The sequence below is a fragment of the Arthrobacter sp. SD1074B genome (assembly GCF_056780195.1).
Genome location: NZ_JBRAZT010000001.1, coordinates 201,461 through 218,725 on the forward strand (window position 1 = coordinate 201,461; position 17,265 = coordinate 218,725).

Annotated in this window: 13 protein-coding genes; 10 read left to right on the plus strand and 3 right to left on the minus strand. The window is 69.5% G+C overall.

What is annotated here, in order from left to right:
* The first annotated feature begins 69 nt into the window (after nucleotides 1–69).
* The 9 genes from ACUYM2_RS01000 (at nucleotide 70) to ACUYM2_RS01040 (ending at nucleotide 12,174) form a co-directional block, all read left to right on the plus strand.
* On the plus strand, nucleotides 70–1,443 hold the full coding sequence (locus ACUYM2_RS01000) for an NAD-dependent succinate-semialdehyde dehydrogenase (protein ID WP_481598369.1): 1,374 nt from the start codon (nucleotides 70–72) through the stop codon (nucleotides 1,441–1,443).
* Nucleotides 1,444–1,555: 112 nt separating this feature from the next.
* Nucleotides 1,556–2,146 carry a hypothetical protein gene (locus ACUYM2_RS01005; protein ID WP_481598370.1) on the plus strand — a complete coding sequence of 197 codons (591 nt, stop codon included), beginning with the start codon at nucleotides 1,556–1,558 and terminating at the stop codon, nucleotides 2,144–2,146.
* 147 nt (nucleotides 2,147–2,293) lie between these two features.
* Nucleotides 2,294–3,109 (plus strand): hypothetical protein, encoded by an 816-nt coding sequence (locus ACUYM2_RS01010; protein WP_481601366.1) that lies wholly within the window; start codon nucleotides 2,294–2,296, stop codon nucleotides 3,107–3,109.
* A complete protein-coding gene (locus ACUYM2_RS01015) occupies nucleotides 3,093–3,842 on the plus strand; it encodes a LamB/YcsF family protein (protein ID WP_481598371.1) in 750 nt (249 codons plus the stop codon). The genes ACUYM2_RS01010 and ACUYM2_RS01015 overlap by 17 nt, the downstream gene beginning before the upstream one ends.
* A gap of 162 nt (nucleotides 3,843–4,004) precedes the next feature.
* Nucleotides 4,005–7,715, plus strand: a complete 3,711-nt coding sequence (locus ACUYM2_RS01020) for a nitrate reductase subunit alpha (RefSeq protein ID WP_481598372.1) — start codon at nucleotides 4,005–4,007, stop codon at nucleotides 7,713–7,715.
* Nucleotides 7,715–9,421, plus strand: coding sequence for a nitrate reductase subunit beta (gene narH, locus ACUYM2_RS01025; protein ID WP_481598373.1), 1,707 nt, complete (start codon nucleotides 7,715–7,717; stop codon nucleotides 9,419–9,421). Before ACUYM2_RS01020 ends, narH begins: the two co-directional genes overlap by 1 nt.
* Nucleotides 9,418–10,038 carry a nitrate reductase molybdenum cofactor assembly chaperone gene (gene narJ, locus ACUYM2_RS01030; protein ID WP_481598374.1) on the plus strand — a complete coding sequence of 207 codons (621 nt, stop codon included), beginning with the start codon at nucleotides 9,418–9,420 and terminating at the stop codon, nucleotides 10,036–10,038. The genes narH and narJ overlap by 4 nt, the downstream gene beginning before the upstream one ends.
* A gap of 2 nt (nucleotides 10,039–10,040) precedes the next feature.
* Nucleotides 10,041–10,874 (plus strand): respiratory nitrate reductase subunit gamma, encoded by an 834-nt coding sequence (gene narI, locus ACUYM2_RS01035; RefSeq protein WP_481598375.1) that lies wholly within the window; start codon nucleotides 10,041–10,043, stop codon nucleotides 10,872–10,874.
* A gap of 76 nt (nucleotides 10,875–10,950) precedes the next feature.
* The gene (locus ACUYM2_RS01040; RefSeq protein ID WP_481598376.1) at nucleotides 10,951–12,174 is read left to right on the plus strand and encodes an MFS transporter; all 1,224 of its coding nucleotides are present in this window, start codon (nucleotides 10,951–10,953) and stop codon (nucleotides 12,172–12,174) included.
* Nucleotides 12,175–12,298: 124 nt separating this feature from the next.
* Here ACUYM2_RS01040 and ACUYM2_RS01045 read toward each other — a convergent pair whose 3' ends face one another.
* On the minus strand, nucleotides 12,299–13,609 hold the full coding sequence (locus ACUYM2_RS01045; protein WP_481598377.1) for a DUF445 domain-containing protein: 1,311 nt from the start codon (nucleotides 13,607–13,609) through the stop codon (nucleotides 12,299–12,301).
* A gap of 50 nt (nucleotides 13,610–13,659) precedes the next feature.
* Here ACUYM2_RS01045 and ACUYM2_RS01050 point away from each other — a divergent pair, with 50 nt between their 5' ends.
* Nucleotides 13,660–14,547, plus strand: coding sequence for a glycerophosphodiester phosphodiesterase (locus ACUYM2_RS01050; RefSeq protein WP_481598378.1), 888 nt, complete (start codon nucleotides 13,660–13,662; stop codon nucleotides 14,545–14,547).
* Between the two features lie 30 nt (nucleotides 14,548–14,577).
* Here ACUYM2_RS01050 and ACUYM2_RS01055 read toward each other — a convergent pair whose 3' ends face one another.
* A complete protein-coding gene (locus ACUYM2_RS01055) occupies nucleotides 14,578–16,170 on the minus strand; it encodes an ABC transporter permease (RefSeq protein ID WP_481598379.1) in 1,593 nt (530 codons plus the stop codon).
* The gene (locus ACUYM2_RS01060; RefSeq protein ID WP_481598380.1) at nucleotides 16,163–17,164 is read right to left on the minus strand and encodes an ABC transporter ATP-binding protein; all 1,002 of its coding nucleotides are present in this window, start codon (nucleotides 17,162–17,164) and stop codon (nucleotides 16,163–16,165) included. Before ACUYM2_RS01060 ends, ACUYM2_RS01055 begins: the two co-directional genes overlap by 8 nt.
* Between the last annotated feature and the right edge of the window lie 101 nt (nucleotides 17,165–17,265).

Sequence of the window (17,265 nt, forward strand, 5' to 3'; positions counted from 1 at the left end):
GTACCTGGCGCCACCTGCGGTCCGCGCCCGAACCGGCTTGAACCAGCCAGAAACGGAGATGGTGGACCTATGACTGCCTACAAGACAGTGAACCCCGCAACCGGAGAAACGTTGAAGGAATTCCCGCTGGCGACCGCCGGCGAGGTGGAAGCCGCGCTCGCGGCCTCGGAGCAGGCGTTCCAGGCCTGGCGAATGGCCCCCGTCGAAGCGCGCGCCAAGGTGATCGCCCGCGTCGCCGAACTGTACCGGGAACGCCAGGACGAGCTTGCCCGGCTGATCGCGACCGAGATGGGCAAGCCGGTGGCCCAGGCCCGCGGCGAAGTGCAGCTGGTCGCCGACATTTACGACTACTACGCCGCGGAGGGTCCGGGCTTCCTCAAGGACGAGCCGCTGGAGGTCAAGGGCGGCGGGTCCGCCGTCGTCCGCTCCGCTCCGGTCGGCCCCCTGCTCGGCATCATGCCGTGGAACTACCCCTACTACCAGGTGGCGCGGTTCGCCGCCCCGAACCTGGTCCTGGGCAACACGATCCTGCTGAAGCACGCGGGCAGCTGCCCGCAGTCGGCCCTCGCGATCGAGGACATCTTCAAGGACGCCGGCCTCCCGGAGGGCGCCTACACCAACCTGTTCCTCAGCAACGAGCAAGTCGCCGAGGTCATCGCCGACAGCCGGATCCAGGGCGTTTCCCTGACCGGCAGCGAGCGGGCCGGCTCGGCGGTGGCCGAGGTCGCTGGCCGGAACCTGAAGAAGTACGTGCTGGAGCTGGGCGGCAGCGACCCGTTCATCGTGCTCGACGCCGATGACCTGGACGCCACCGTCAAGGCTGCCGTGGGCGGCCGGATGGGCAACGCCGGGCAGGCCTGCACCGCATCCAAGCGGTTTATCGTGCTCGAGGACCTCTACGAACCCTTCGTGGAGAAGTTCACCGCCCGGATGGCCCGGATCACGCCGGGGGACCCGCTGCTGGACGACACCAAGTTCGGCCCGCTCTCCTCGCAGAGCGCCGCGGACGGCCTGATCGAACAGATCCAGGATGCCGTGGACAAGGGCGCCACCCTGCGGACCGGCGGCCACCACGTGGACGGCCCCGGCGCCTTCGTGGAGCCCACCGTGCTGACCGATGTCACGCCGGAGATGCGCGCCTTTTCCGAGGAGCTGTTCGGGCCGGCCGCGGTCATCTACAAGGTGGCCAGCGCCGAGGAGGCCATCGAGCTGGCCAACGGGTCGCCGTACGGTCTCGGCGGCTCGGTCTTCAGCGCGGACGCGGAGAAGGCCCAGGACGTAGCGGACCGTCTGGATACGGGCATGGTCTTCATCAACTCCGTGGCCGAAACGCAGGCGGACCTGCCGTTCGGCGGCGTCAAGCGCTCCGGCGTCGGGCGCGAGCTGGGCCGGTTCGGGATGGACGAGTTCGTGAACAAGAAGCTGATCCGCACGCCGCGCTAAACGCCACCCGCCCAGGCGGGAACGCCAGGCGGCAACGCGGTACAGGACACGGCTGCGGCCGGAGGCAGGGAGCTTCCGGCCGCAGCCGTTGCCGTCCCGTTAGGCTCCTGCCATGGAGAAAACGGCCACCGCACCGGCGCGGCGCAGCCTGGCATTGGTGGGGATCAACGCGGGCCTGGCACTGCACCCGGCGGACTCCCGCGGAGCCCAGGTGCCCGGCGAACCGGCCAGTTGCTTCGCTACGTTCTGGCAGGCCGACTGGTCCCGCTGGGGCGCCGGGAGCGCCCTGCTGGTGGCCACCCTGCAGGGCTGGCGCAGCTACGGCGCCAATGCAGCCCTTGCGGAGACCCTGGCCACCGAACTCACCCGCTATTTTCCCGAGGCGGCTCGCTTCCCGCTGGCCGGGATTAGCCACACCCACGACGAGTTCAGGGTGCAGGTGGACCCGGCGTCGGGCTTCCGCGCCACCGGCCACAAGGCGGAGCTGGCCATCAGCGGCGTCCTGGACCGGCGGCAGTTCGCCGCCCCCGACTTCCAGCTCGGCGACGCGAGCGCCGCCCTGAGCAACGTGTACCTGCCCTGCAGCACCGGGCGGCTCGCCGAATTCGGGGTGGAATGGCCGGGCGGGCCGTCGGTCTACCCGGGCCCACTGGGCCCGTCCTCCTCGGCCTTCATCGCGCTGGCCGAGTCGTGGGCGTTTTAGCCGTCCGGCCCGACGGCCCCTGACGGGCCGCGCCGGACTGGCGGCGCTGGACCGGAGCAGCAGCCGTCCCCCGCGGCCGGCCGGCGCGTGGCCTAGTGTTAAGGCTGGACGAAGTTCAGCACCCTTATGGTTCACGGAGAGGCGATGATGGCCAAGCGCAGCAACCCGGCAATGAAAATTGCCCAGAAGACCGCCCACAGCGCAATGTTCGACGCCGACGGCAAGCCCAAGCCCGGCGTCCACAACATGCTCCTGCGCGCGGTGGAAATCCAGCGGCCGCTGGTCCTGGCGAACCTGCGCCGGCTGCAGCGGAAGCACCCGCAGGCCACCGCGGCGCAGCTCGCAGCCATCCTGGAACGCAACTACCTGGCCGCCGTCACCGGCGGCGGTGCCCTCGTCGGCGGCTCTGCCGTGATCCCAGGCGTCGGCACCGTGGCCGCGCTGGGCCTCTCCGCCGCCGCGACCGTCGGCTTCCTGGAGGCCACCGCCTTGTTCGCAACCTCGCTGGCGGAACTGCACGGAGTGCGGATGGTCGATCCGGAACGGGCGAGCACGCTGGTCATGGCCATCATGCTCGGCGAAGAAGGCACTGCCCTGCTGAGCTCCCTCAGCGGCCAGGCCGCCGGACAGGGCAAGGGCCCCACGCAGGCCTGGGGCACGCTGTTCGCACGCCGGGCGCCGATGATCGGCTTTGGCTCGGTGCGCGAGCGGATCCAGCGGGCCTTCCTGCGGAACCTGCTCAAGCGCCAGGGCACCGCGCTGCTGGGCCGGGCACTGCCCTTCGGCGTCGGCGCCGTGGTGGGCGGCGTCGGCAACCGGATCATGGGACGCGCCGTCGTCGAAAACGCCAAGGAGGCCTTCGGTCCGATGCCGGTGACCATCCCGGGCGAGCTGAAGCCCGGCGCTCCCGCCGCGGAAGCCGGCCCGGATCTGGAAGGCGGAACCCATGGATCTGAACGCTGACCTGGGGGAGTCCTTCGGCTCCTGGACCATGGGCGACGACGCCGCCATGTTCCCGCTCGTCACGAGCGCCAGCGTGGCCTGCGGTATGCACGCGGGGGACCCGGTCACCATGCTGGACACCTGCCGCGCGGCCTACGAATTTGACGTCAGGGTGGGCGCCCACCTGGGCTACCCGGACCTGGCGGGCTTCGGCCTCCGCGCCCTGGACATGACCTTCGACGACTTGTTCGGGTCGGTCCTCTACCAGCTGGGGGCGCTGGACGGCGTGGCCCACGCGGTGGGCGCCTCGGTGGACTATGTCAAGGTGCACGGCGGCCTCTACGACCGCACGGTGCACGACGAGGACCAGGCCGCCGCCGTGGTCGCCGCCATCCAGGCCTACGACCCGGGCCTGCCCATCCTGGGTCTGGAGCGTTCAGCCCTGCTCCGGTTCGCCCGGGAAGCCGGCCACCCCGTCTTCCACGAAGCCTTCGCCGACCGCACCTACCTCCCGGACGGCACCCTGGTGCCGCGCCTGGAGGAGGAATCGGTGATCGAAGACCCGGACGAGATCGTCGAGCGGGCGCTCCGCCTGGCGCTCAAGGGCGAGGTACTGGCGATCGACGGCACCGTGGTGACGCTCTCGCCGCATTCCCTGTGCCTGCACGGCGATACCCCCGGCTCGGTCGCGGTGGCCGCCGCCGTCCGCGCCGCGCTGGAGAAGGCCGGCGTCGAGCTGGAGCCCTTCGCCTAAGCGGGACTAGCAGGGGCGCGAACGGACACTTGCGGCCCTTTTTGGGGCGCGAACGGACACTTGCGGCCCTTTTTGGGGCGCGAACGGACACTTGCGGCCCCTGCGCTGCCCAGTGTCCTAAGGCCCTAGCCGGGCCAAAGTGCGGCCCATAGCTTTGGGGGCATGACTGCCGGAGGCCCCGCGGGGTTAGATGGACCCGCCTCGGACGCAATGTTGAAGCTCGGCCGCTTTTTCACGAAATGGGACCAGACCGACGATGGCAGGGCCGTGTTCCGGGAGGGCGGCCGCAAGGGCGACATCTTCTACCGCGACCGGTGGAGCCACGACAAGGTGGTCCGCTCCACCCACGGGGTCAACTGCACCGGTTCCTGCTCCTGGAAGGTGTACGTCAAGGACGGCATCATCACCTGGGAATCCCAGCAGACGGACTACCCCTCTGTGGGCCCCGACAGCCCGGAATACGAACCTCGAGGCTGCCCCCGCGGGGCGGCGTTTTCCTGGTACACCTACTCGCCCACGCGCGTCCGGTTCCCCTACGCCCGCGGTGTCTTGGTCGAGATGTACCGCGAGGCGAAGGCCCGGCTGGGCGACCCGGTGCTGGCCTTCGCCGACGTCGCGGGGGACCCGGAGCGGCGCCGCCGCTACCAGCAGGCCCGCGGCAAAGGCGGCCTGGTCCGGGTGTCCTGGCAGGAAGCGATCGAAATTGCCGCCGCCGCGCATGTCAACACGATTAAGACCTACGGTCCGGACCGCTGCGCCGGGTTCTCCCCGATCCCCGCGATGTCGATGGTCTCGCACGCGGTCGGGACCCGTTTCATCCAGCTCATCGGCGGGGTGATGACGTCCTTTTACGACTGGTACGCCGACCTGCCGGTGGCCAGCCCGCAGGTCTTTGGCGACCAGACGGACGTCCCGGAATCCGGTGACTGGTGGGACGCGCGCTATCTGATGATGTGGGGCTCCAACGTCCCCGTGACCCGCACCCCGGACGCGCACTGGATGGCCGAGGTGCGGTACCGCGGCACGAAGGTCGTCACGGTCAGCCCGGACTATGCGGACAACACGAAGTTCGCTGACGAGTGGCTCCCCGCCCAGGCCGGCACCGACGCCGCCCTGGCGATGGCCATGGGCCACGTGATGCTCAAGGAGTTCTTCGTCGACCGCGAGGTGCCGTTCTTTTCCGACTACGTCCGCCAGTACACCGACCTGCCGTTCCTGGTCCGGCTGGAACCGCGCGACGACGGCTCCCTCACCCCGGCGAAGTTCCTCACCGCCAAGGACCTCCCGGCCGAGTCGTTGGCGGAGGACGCCTCGTTCCGCACCGTGCTGTTCGACAAGAAGTCCGGTCGACCGGCCGTGCCCAACGGCTCGATGGGCTTCCGCTATTCCGGCAGCGGCCAAGGCAAATGGAACCTGGATCTGCAGGGGATCAAACCGGCGCTGTCGCTGCGCGAGGTCTCCGCTGACAGCGCCGAGATCCTGCTGCCGTGCTTCGAGGACGCAAGCGGTGAGGGCAGCGTGCTCCGGCGCGGGGTGCCCGTCCTCGAGGTGGAAGGCCAGTTGGTCACCACGGTCTTCGACCTGATGCTGGCCCAGTACGGCGTGGGCCGCGATGGGCTGCCGGGGGAGTGGGCCGCCGGCTATGAGGACGCCACAACGCCGTACACACCGGCTTGGCAGGAGGAGATCACCTCCGTCCCCGCACAGGCCTGCATCCGGGTGGCACGGGAGTTCGCCCGCAACGCAGAAGAGTCCAATGGCCGCTCCATGATCATCATGGGCGCCGGGATCTGCCAGTGGTTCCACGGCGACGCCACCTACCGGGCGGTGCTGGCCCTGGTGATGCTGACCGGCTGCATGGGCCGCAACGGCGGGGGCTGGGCGCACTACGTCGGCCAGGAAAAAACCCGCCCCGCCACCGGCTGGGTCTCGTTGGCGAACGCCCTGGACTGGGCCCGGCCGCCGCGGACCATGATCGGCACCGGCTACTGGTACATGCACACGGACCAGTGGCGGCAGGACGGCTACTCCGCGGACGCGCTGAAATCCCCGTTGTCCACCGGCGCGCTGGACGGCATGCACACCGCGGACGCGATGGCCCAGTCCGCGCGGCTGGGCTGGATGCCGTTCTACCCGCAGTTCGACCGCAACCCGCTGGACCTCGCCGACGAGGCGGAAGCCGCCGTCGCCGCCGGCACCGCGCAAGACACCCCCGGCTACATTGCGGACGCCCTCAAAAACCGCACTTTGAACCCGGCGATCGAGGACGTGGACGCCCCGGAGAACTGGCCCCGGACCCTGGTGCTGTGGCGCTCGAACCTGTTCGGCTCCTCGGCCAAGGGCAACGAGTACTTCCTGCGGAACCTGCTGGGCACCCACAACAACGTCCTGGGCAGGGACCACGCGGAAGGCCTCAAGCCCAAGGACGTGAAATGGCACGAGCAGGCCCCGGAAGGAAAGCTGGACCTGCTGGTCTCCGCCGACTTCCGGATGACCTCCACCACGCTGCTCTCCGACGTCGTGTTCCCGGCCGCCACCTGGTACGAGAAGCACGACCTGTCCTCCACCGATATGCACCCCTTCGTGCACGCCTTCACCCCCGCGATTGACCCGCCATGGGAGACCAAGACGGACTTCGACACCTTCCACCTGCTGGCCCAGGAGTTCTCCCGCCAGGCCAAAGTCCACCTCGGCGTCCGCCGGGACCTGGTCAGTGTGCCGCTGCAGCACGACACCCCGGGCCAGCTCGCCCAGCCCGGCGGCATTGTGCGGGACTGGCGGGACGCGTCCATCCCCGCGGTGCCGGGACAGAACATGCCCATCTTCTCTGTCGTGGAGCGGGACTACACGGCCATCGCGGACAAGCTGGCCGCCGTCGGGCCGCTGGCCGACAAACTGGGCTTCACGGTCAAGAACGTCACCTACAGACTCGCCGGCCCGCTGGCACGGCTGAGCCGCTCCAACGGGGTGATGCTCGGCGGCGCAGCGGACGGCCGCCCCGCAATCGACACCGACGCGAAAATGGCCGAGGCGATCCTGGCCTTCTCCGGCACCACCAACGGCGCCCTCTCCGTCCAGGGCTTCAAGGACCTGGAAGTGCGCACCGGCCGGCAACTCGCGGACCTGTCCGAGGGGTCGGAGGAAAAGTTCATCACCTTCGCCCAGACCCAGGCCGGCCCGGTCCCGGTGATCACCTCACCGGAATGGTCCGGCTCCGAAACCGGAGGCCGGCGCTATTCACCCTTCACGATCAACGTGGAGCGGCTCAAACCCTGGCACACGCTGACCGGCCGGATGCACTTCTTCCTGGACCACGACTGGATCCGGGACATCGGCGAGGCGCTGCCGATCTACCGGCCGCCACTGGACATGCACAGGCTCTTCGGCGAACCCAAACTCGGCCGGGACGGGCAACTGGAGGTGGTGGTCCGCTACCTGACGCCGCACTCCAAATGGTCCATCCACTCCGAATACCAGGACAACCTGCTGATGCTCTCGCTCTCCCGCGGCGGTCCCACGGTCTGGATGAGCCCGGCCGACGCGGAGTCCATCCAGGTCAAGGACAACGACTGGGTGGAGTGCGTCAACATCAACGGCGTCCTCGTGGCCCGCGCGATCGTCAGCCACCGGATGCCGGCCGGCGTCGTCTACGTCCACCACGCCCAGGAACGCACCATCGACGTGCCCAAGTCCGAGGCCACCGGGCGGCGCGGCGGCATCCACAACTCCGTCACCCGGCTGCTGGTCAAACCCTCACACCTGATCGGCGGCTACGCCCAACTGGCCTACGCCTTCAACTATCTTGGCCCCACCGGAAACCAGCGCGACATGGTGGCCACCGTCCGCCGTCGTTCCCAGGAGGTGCAGTACTGATGCGTGTGATGGCTCAAATGGGCATGGTCATGAACCTGGACAAATGCATCGGCTGCCACACCTGTTCCGTGACCTGCAAACAGGCCTGGACCAACCGGGCGGGCACCGAATACGTCTGGTTCAACAACGTCGAAACCCGCCCCGGGCAGGGCTATCCGCGCCGCTACGAGGACCAGGAGAGGTGGCACGGCGGCTGGGTGTTGAACAAGCGCGGCAAACTCGTGCTCAAGGCAGGTGGCCGGGTCAAGAAGCTCCTGGGGATCTTCGCCAGCCCGGTCCAGCCCGAGCTCAAGGACTACTACGAGCCGTGGACCTACGACTACAAGACCCTCGTGGACGCGCCGCTGGGCGACGATTTCCCGGTGGCGCGGCCCAAGTCACTGATCACCGGGGAGGACACCAAGATCACCTGGTCCGCGAACTGGGACGATGACCTGGGCGGTTCCCCGGAGAACGGCCACCTGGACCCGATCGTGGAGAAGGTCCGGCGCGAATCCGAGGACAAAATCAAGTTCGCCTACGAGCAGACGTTTATGTTCTACCTGCCGCGGATCTGCGAGCACTGCCTGAACCCGTCCTGCATGGCTTCCTGCCCCTCCGGCGCGATCTACAAACGCGTGGAGGACGGGATTGTGCTGGTGGACCAGGACAAGTGCCGCGGCTGGCGGCAATGCGTCACCGGCTGCCCGTACAAGAAGATCTACTTCAACCACAAGACCGGCAAGGCCGAGAAGTGCACGTTCTGCTACCCGCGGGTGGAGGTGGGGCTCCCGACAGTGTGCTCGGAGACCTGCGTGGGCCGGCTGCGGTATCTGGGGTTGTTCCTGTACGACGCCGACGCCGTCACCGCGGCGGCCGCCGTCACCGACCCCCAGGACCTTTACGACGCCCAGATGGACGTACTCCTGGACCCGAACGACCCCGCCGTCCAGGCCGAAGCCCGGGCCCAGGGCATCCCGGAGGACTGGATCGACGCCGCCCGGCGCTCGCCGGTCTACGCCCTCGCGAAGGTCTACAAGGTGGCGCTGCCGCTGCATCCCGAATACCGGACCATGCCGATGGTCTGGTACGTCCCGCCGCTCTCACCCGTCGTCGATCTGCTGCGGGACCAGGGGCACGACGGCGAGGACGCCGGGAACCTGTTCGGCGCCATCGACTCGCTGCGCATCCCGGTGGAGTACCTCGCGGAACTCTTCACCGCCGGCGACGCGGACCGGGTCAGCGCGGTGCTGAAGAAGCTCGCCGCGATGCGCTCCTTCATGCGCGGGATCAGCCTCGGCAACGATCCGGATGACTCGATCCCGGAAGCAGTGGGGATGGACAGCCAGACCATGTACGAGATGTACCGGCTGATGGCGATCGCCAAGTACGAGGAGCGTTACGTGATCCCCAAGGCCCATGTGGAGCAGGCGCACGACCTTGAGGAAATGGGCTGCTCGCTGGACTTCGAGGGCGGACCGGGCATGCAGGATTCCTCGCCGTTCGGCGAGGCCAGCGGCAGGCCCGTCCCGGTGGCGGTGGAAACCTTCAACGCCCTGAAGGACCGGCAGACCTCCGGCGCCGCACCCGGCGAAACGACGCTGCGTGGACGGGTAAACCTGCTGAACTGGGACGGGACGGGCGCGCCGGCGGGCCTGTTCCCCGACAAGCAGCCAGGTCCCGGACCCGTTCCTGGTTCCGGCAGCCGGACGGGGGAGCGGCCGTGAGCCGCCACGAGCAGGTCGTCTACCTCGCCGCCGCCTGGTGCCTGTCCTACCCGGACGAGGAACTGATCGGCCGGGTCCCGTTGATGCGGGCCGCCCTGGCCGAGTTCCCCGGCGCCGGAGCGGACTTCCGGGAGGTCCTGGACCGGCTGGAATCCGTGCCGCCGATGGAAATCCAGGCCCACTACGTCCGCGAGTTCGACCTCGGCAAGCGCCATGCCCTGCACCTGTCCTACTGGACCGACGGGGACACCCGGCGCCGCGGCGAAGTGCTGGGCAACTTCAAGAAGACGTACCGGCAAAGCGACATTCTGGTGGACACGCACGGCGAACTGCCCGACTACCTGCCGATGGTGTTGGAGTACGCCGCGCGGGTGGACCTTGCGGCCGGCCGCGAACTGCTGAGCCGGTTCCGGGCCAGCCTGGAGATGCTCCGCTTCGGGCTGCTCCGGGACGAGATGCCGCACGCCAGGGTCCTGCAGGCCATCTGCGCCACGCTGCCCGGGAAATCACCGGCAGACGAGCAGGCCGTGATGCGGATGGCCGGCTACGGGCCGCCCAGCGAAGCGGTGGGCCTGGACCCGTACGATCCCCGTCTGCTGCCCGTAAAGGGGGCCTGACCATGCCGGCCTTCGACGTCGAGCCCGGATCCGCCGTCGAACTATCCGCCCTAGACATCGTGCTGTGGGGCGTGCTGCCCTACGTCATGGTCGTGGTGCTGGTCGGCGGCCTTATCTGGCGGTACAAGTATGACCAGTTCGGCTGGACCACGCGGTCCTCGCAGCTCTACGAATCCCGGCTCCTGCGGATCGCCTCGCCGTTATTCCACTTCGGCCTGCTCGCCGTGATCGCCGGGCACTTCTTCGGCCTGGTCATTCCGATGGCGTGGACCCAGACCGTGGGTATGAGCCAGGAGTTCTACCACTTCAACGCCCTGCTGGTGGGCGGCATTGCCGGAGTTGGCACCTTGGGCGGCATCATCCTGCTGATCTACCGCCGCCGCACCACCGGGCCGGTGTTTATGGCCACCACCAAGAACGACAAGACCATGTACGTGGTGCTGACCGGTGCGATCGTGTTCGGGCTCTGGACCACCCTTGCCAGCGTTTTCGAGGGCGGGCACGGGCACAACTACCGCGAGACCGTGGCCCCGTGGTTCCGCTCGCTGTTCATCTTCCAGCCGGACATCGCGGCGATGGCGGCGGCGCCGTTCTCCTTCCACCTACACACCCTGGTGGGCATGGCGCTGTTCGTCATCTGGCCGTTCACCCGCCTCGTCCACGCCTTCACGGCGCCGTTCCATTACCTCTTCCGGCCCTACATCGTGTACCGCTCCCGGGACCGCGACCGGGACGGCGCCAAAGCCGGCGCGTCCGCCGCGCGGTCCTCTTCCACCGCCGCCCGCCGCGGCTGGTCCGCCGTCGGAACCCGCGACCGGGACACCCGGAACCGGTGACCAGTTGGCTCTGCTGAAGCCGCGTTGCTGAACCCGCAGCGCTGAACCCGCCCCGCCGAATCGAAAGGAGAGCCCAGTGGCCGGAACAGTGTCCCCGTCCGCAGCCGCCCCGGGCGGCCGGACCCTCAACCTGGTGCTCGCCACCGCGGCCTCGGTGGCCGGTTTCTGGGCGTGGAACTCGGTGGCCACCCTGGGGGCCTTCTATACGCAGAACCTCCAGCTGAACCCGGCCACCACGGGCATCCTCGTCGCGATGCCGGTTTTCGTCGGCTCGCTGGGGAGGATCGTCGTCGGCGCCCTGACGGACAAGTACGGCGGCCGCGCCCTGTTCAGTTTCGTGCTGCTGGCGGCCATTGTTCCGATCCTGCTGGTGGCGGTCGGCGGCACCGTCCGCTCCTTCGCGCTGGTGCTGGGCGCCGGGCTGCTTCTTGGCGTGGCCGGGACGGTTTTCGCCGTCGGCATCCCCTTCGTCAGCGCCTGGTATGAACCCTCGCGGCGCGGCTTCGCCACCGGGGTCTTCGGCGCCGGGATGGGAGGCACCGCGCTGGCCGCCTACCTGAACCCGCGGCTGGTCGCCTGGATCGGGTACTTCCCCACGCACCTGCTGATCGCCGGGGTCCTGGCCGTCATGGCCGCGCTGGTCTGGTTCCTGATGAAGGAGTCGCCGGCCTGGCACCGCACCGACACCCCGGTCCTGCCCAAGCAGCTCGACGCCGCGAAGACGCCGGTCACCTGGAAGATGTGTTTCCTCTACGCGGTGGTGTTCGGCGGGTTCGTGTCCTTCGCAACGTACCTTCCCACCTACCTGCGCGACATTTACAGCTTCGACCCCAGCGCCGCCGGTGCGCGCACGGCCGGGTTCGCCCTCGCCGCCGTGCTGGCCCGGCCGGTGGGCGGCGTCCTCGCGGACCGGTTCGGACCCAAGCCCGTGGTGATGGTGTCGCTCACCGGCGTGGCCGTGCTGGCCTGGGTAGTGAATCTTCAGCCCGACGGCGATGTGCCCGCCGGACTGACATTCGTCGCCATGGCAGCCGCCCTGGGACTGGGGACGGGCGGTGTCTTCGCCTGGGTCGGCGTGCTCGCCCCGCACGGCAAGGTCGGCAGCATCAGCGGGGTGGTCAGCGCCGCCGGCGGCTTGGGCGGCTACTTCCCGCCGCTGGTTATGGGCGCCACCTACGACGCCGCGGCGCGCAGCTACTCGATCGGGCTGATGCTGCTCGTGGTCACGGCACTCGCGGCGCTGGCGTTCACGGTCTTCGCCCTGAATGGCCGCGCCGCGGCCAGGGTCGCGCCCGTCTAGCGGGCCGCAAGTGTCCGTTCGCGCGTTGGGTGGGGCCTTAAGTGTCCGTTCGCGCGTTGGGTGGGGCCTTAAGTGTCCGTTCGCGCGTTGGGTGGGGCCTTAAGTGTCCGTTCGCGCTGAGTGGTTAGCCGAAGAGCAGGTGCGCCACGGTGAAGATGGCGAGCCCGGCGAGGGCGCCCACCACGGTGCCGTTGATCCGGATGAACTGCAGGTCCTTGCCGACCTGGAGCTCGATCTTCTGCGAGGTTTCCTCGGCGTCCCAGCGGGCCACGGTATCGGTGATCACCCCGGCAATGTCGGCGCGGTAGTTGTTCACGAGGTAGCCCGCGGCGTCGCCGATCCAGGTGTTCACCTTGCCGGCCAGCTCGGGGTCGACCACCAGCCGGGTGCCGAAGTCGTGCACGGCGGCCTTGAACTTCACGGTCAGCTCGCTGTGCGGATCGTCGACGGCGGCCAACAGGGCGGCTTTAACAGTGCCCCACGTGCGGGAGGCGAGTTCGCGGACCTCGGGGTCGCCCAGCACCTGGGCTTTGATGCCTTCGGCCCGGGCGATCATGACCGGATCGTGCTGCAGGTCCTGGGCCAGCTCCTTGAGGTACTTGTCGATCGAGAGCCGGACCTGGTGCTGCGGATCGCCCTGCACCGCGCGGGTGAACTTCAGGATCTCCACGTAGACCTTGTCGCCCACGAGCCCGTCCACGAAGGTGGGCACCCAGGTGGGGGAGCGGTCCGTGACCAGCCGGTTGACCGTCTCGTGGTTGTCCCGCACCCAGTCCACCGCGCGGTCCACCAGCAGGTCCACGAGCGCGTGGTGGTGGCCGTCGTCGAACACGCGCTCAGCGAGCCGGCCCACCGGGGGTCCCCACGGCGGCGCCAGCAGGTGCCTACGGACCATGCCCTCGATGACGGCCTGGACGTCGTCGTCGTTCAGCACCGTGAAGGCGCCGCGGATCACGGCGGCACCCTCCTTGGCCACCCGCTCGGGCCCTCCCGGCCCGGACAGCCAGCCGCCGATCTTCCGCGCGACGTCCACGCTGGCTAGCTTTTCCTTGACCACCTGTTCGGAGAGGAAGTTGGTCTCCACGAATTCGCCCAGCGACGCCCCGATCTGGTCCTTGCGCCGCGGAATGATCGCGGTGTGCGGGATCTTCAGGCCCAGCGGGTACTTGAAGAGGGCCGTCACGGCGAACCAGTCCGCGAGGGCGCCCACCATGCCGCCCTCGGCCGCGGCCCGGACGTACTGAAGCGCCGGGTACTGCTTCTGCAGGGCGAAGGCGACCACAAAGATGACCGCCATGCCGATCAGCAGCGACACGGCCAGCAGCTTCATCTTCCGCAGCGCAGCGGCCTTTTCGGCGTCAGCGGCGGAGAGCCGGTGTTCGGTGCTGACCCGGGGGACGGCGGTACTGGCGGGTCGTTCAGTGTTCACCTGCATGTGCCCAGCCTAGCCGCGCGTCGGCCACCCACGTCCGCTAACGTGTCAGCATGACAATCGAGGAGTCCGCCGCCGCCCGCCCGCTGGTCTATGCGCACCGGGGCGCCAGCGGAGCTTTCGCCGAGCACACCCGTGCCGCCTATCTGCAGGCCATCGCCGACGGCGCGGACGGCGTCGAGTGCGATGTCCACCTGACCCGCGACCAGCACGCGGTGCTGCTCCACGATGCCAACCTTGACCGCACCTCGAACGGCACCGGCCCGGTTGCGGACCACACCCTGGAGGAGTTGCGGCTGCTGGACTTCTGTTCCTGGAAGGGCGCCCGGATCCCCGAAGAATACGGTGCCCCCTCCGAGCAGTTCCTGACCCTCCCTGAGCTGCTGGACATCCTGCGCCTGGCCGGCCGCAAGATAGGGCTGGCGATTGAACTCAAGCACCCCAGCCCCTACCAGCTCAAACTCGAGGACCGGGTCCTGGCGGTCCTTGAAGCCGAGGGCTGGGACCGGTCCACCTCGATGCTGGACAACATCCGGGTCTCCTTCATGAGCTTCAGCCCCGACTCGGTGAAGCACCTGCTCCAGTCCGTGCCGGCCGCGGCAATCTGCCAACTCGTGGACGACGTGAACGTGGAGGAAATCAGGGAGGAACTGGGGCTCGGGCCCATCACCGGCGGCGCCCTGGCCAACGTCTTGAAGGCGGCGCAGACCGAGGGGGAGCGGATCCTGGACGACTGCGAGGTGGGCCTGGCCGGCCCCGGCATCAGCTACGTCCGCGGGCACGCGCGAACAGTCCAGCGCTGGCTGGATTCGGGGCGCCGCTTCCGGGTCTGGACCGTGGACTCGGCGGACGACGTCGCCCTCTGCCGGGATCTGGGCATCCAGGAGCTCACTACCAACCGCCCCGCCGAGGTCCGCGCCCAGCTGCTCGCCCCGCTGTAGGGACTTGCCCGCTGCTGACGGCGCTTCCTGCTACGCGGCCAGGTCCCGGCGCCGCCAGCCGAGGTATCCGAGCGCCGCGAGTCCGACGGCGACGGCTGTCAGGGCCGCCAGCGCGGGCACCGCGTCGGCACCGACCGGAAGCAGCGGGGAGTGCCGGAACGGGGAGAGGTCCATGAGCCATCCCGGGGCATTCCACAGCACCCCAAACTCTCCGAGCGCCACGAAGGCCAGCAGTACACCCCAGACCGCCCCGGCCAGCCGGGGCGCCCAGCCAAACACCGCCAGCGCCACGCTGGTCAGCACCCACGCGGCGGGAATCTGGGCGAGCGAGGCGATCGTGGCGCGGCCCACCAGCCCGGCGTCCTGGACTGCGGCTGCGGCGCCGACGCCGATCGATACCCCGGCCAGCACCATCAGCACCGCGACACCGGCCAGGGCGAAAACGTAGTGGCTGCTCACCCAGCGGCTGCGGGTGGTGGCTGTCGCCAGCAGGGCCTCGGTGTGGCCCGCGGATTCCTCGCCGCGCAAATGGTTTGCCGCCGCCACACCGTAGGCCGCGGCCAGCAGGCCCATGATGCTGATCTCCGCGGCCAGGAAGGCGTCCCTGAGAGCGTTCGTGCCGCCGATCAGCTTGATCAGGTCCTGGGCGTTGGGGGAACTGAGCATCTGTGCCACGTTGCTGACCAGGGACCCGATCACCACGCCAAAAGCGACGAAGGCCACCGCCCAGGCCAGCCACACCCGGTGCTGCAGGCGCACGGCCAACGCCCAGACGCCGGTGAGAGAGCCGACGGCCGGGCCGGGGCGTTCATCGCGCAGCCCCGCGCCAAGGTCCCGCCGCGCCCGGAGGGCAAACGCGGCCGGGATGAGGAGGACGCACAGCGCGACGGGCAGGGCCAGCACCCACCACCGGTCCCCGGCGAACGCCCTGATCTGCTGGTTCCAGCCGATCGGCGAGAGCCAGGAAAGGAACGACGGTCCCGGTTCGGCGAGGTCCCCGACGGCGCGCAGGCCGTAGGTCACCGCGATGACGCCGACGCTGAGCCCGGTAGCGGCGCGGGCGCTCGCGGTCAGCTGCGCAGCGACGCCGGCCACGGCGCTGAAGGCCATCCCGGTGGCGGCCCAGCCGAGGCCGAAGGCCAGCGACCCGGCGGCCGGCAGGCCCCCGGCGGTCAGGCCGGCGGCGGACAGCAGCCCCACACCCAGGCTGGCGCCCAGACCGATCACCAGGGCGGCAGCCAGGGCCGCGTCGCGTCCCAGCCGTCCGCCGCCGAGCAGCTCCAGCCGTCCGCTTTCCTCGTCGGCCCGGGTGTGCCGGATGATCAGGATGGCTATCAGGACCGCGAGGATGGCGGTCATAAACGCGGTGTATTTGATCAGCGAGAGTGCCCCCAGCGAGGCGGGATCGTAGATGCGGCCGAACATCGCCACCATCGAAGCGGTCGCATTCAAGGCGTTGGCGGCCTCGATCCTGCTGCGGACGTCGGGGTAGAGATCCGCGCCGGCCGCCGCCGTCGAATACGCCACCACGGCGAAGCCGAGCACCCACGCCGGCAGCAGCCAGCGGTCCCGCCGCAGCCCCAGCCGGACCAGCGTCCCGGTGCCGGCCAGCGTTTCAGGCATTGCCGGCCCCCGGCCCCGGGGACCCCGGCCCGGCGGGGCTCCGTCCGCCGGCGCCCGCGGTGGCGGAGCCCTCGGCTTCGGACCCGGCGGCGCTGCCCGCTCGTGCGCCGTTTCCGGCGCCGTAGTGCCGCAGGAAGAGGTCCTCGAGGGTGGGCGGCTGACTGGTGAGTGCCCGCAGGCCGGCCGCGGTCAGGGCCTGCAGGAACGGGCCGAGGCCGGCGGGATCCACCTGGGCGCTGATCCGGTGGTTGGCCACCACCACATCGTGCACGCCGGCCAGGAGTTCCAATCCCTGCGGTACGGCGGCGACGTCGGCGGTGACGGACGTGCGGGTCAGGTGCCGCAGGTGCTCCAGCGGGCCGGTCTCCACCACCCGGCCGGCCCTGATGATGCTGACCCGGTCGGAGAGCGCCTCGGCCTCGCTGAGGATGTGGCTGCTGAGCAGCACGGTGCGGCCCTGCGCCCGGAGCTCGCGGACGCAGCCGCGGAAGGCATCCTCCATCAGCGGATCCAGGCCGCTGGTGGGTTCGTCCAGCAGGAACAGTTCGGCGTCGGTGGCCAGCGCCGCGACGAGCGCGACTTTCTGCCGGTTGCCCTTGGAATACGTGCGGGCCTTCTTGGTGGGATCCAGCTCGAACAGCTCGAGCAGCCGGTCCCGACGAGCCCGGTCCTGGCCGCCCTGCAAGCGGCCGAGGAGCTCGATCACCTCGCCGCCGGTCAGGTTGGGCCACAGCGCCACGTCGCCCGGGACGTACGCCAGCCGGCGGTGCAGCGTCGCGACGTCGAGCCAGGGGTCCAGTCCCAGCACCCGGATGGATCCGGCGTTGGACCGCAGCAGGCCCAGCAGCAGCCGCAGCGTGGTGGACTTGCCGGACCCGTTGGGACCCAGGAAACCGTGTACTTCCCCGGCGGCCACCTCGAAGTCCAGGCCATCGAGGGCGGTCACGGCCCCGAACCGCTTCACGACGCCGGCCATTTCCACGACACTGCTCATACTCAACAAGGTACTCCGGGCCGCCGTTGCCGGACCCCTGCGGAAAGTCCCGTGTTCGCAGCCCGCGGCACACGTTACGGCCCCAGGTTACCGGGTGCCCC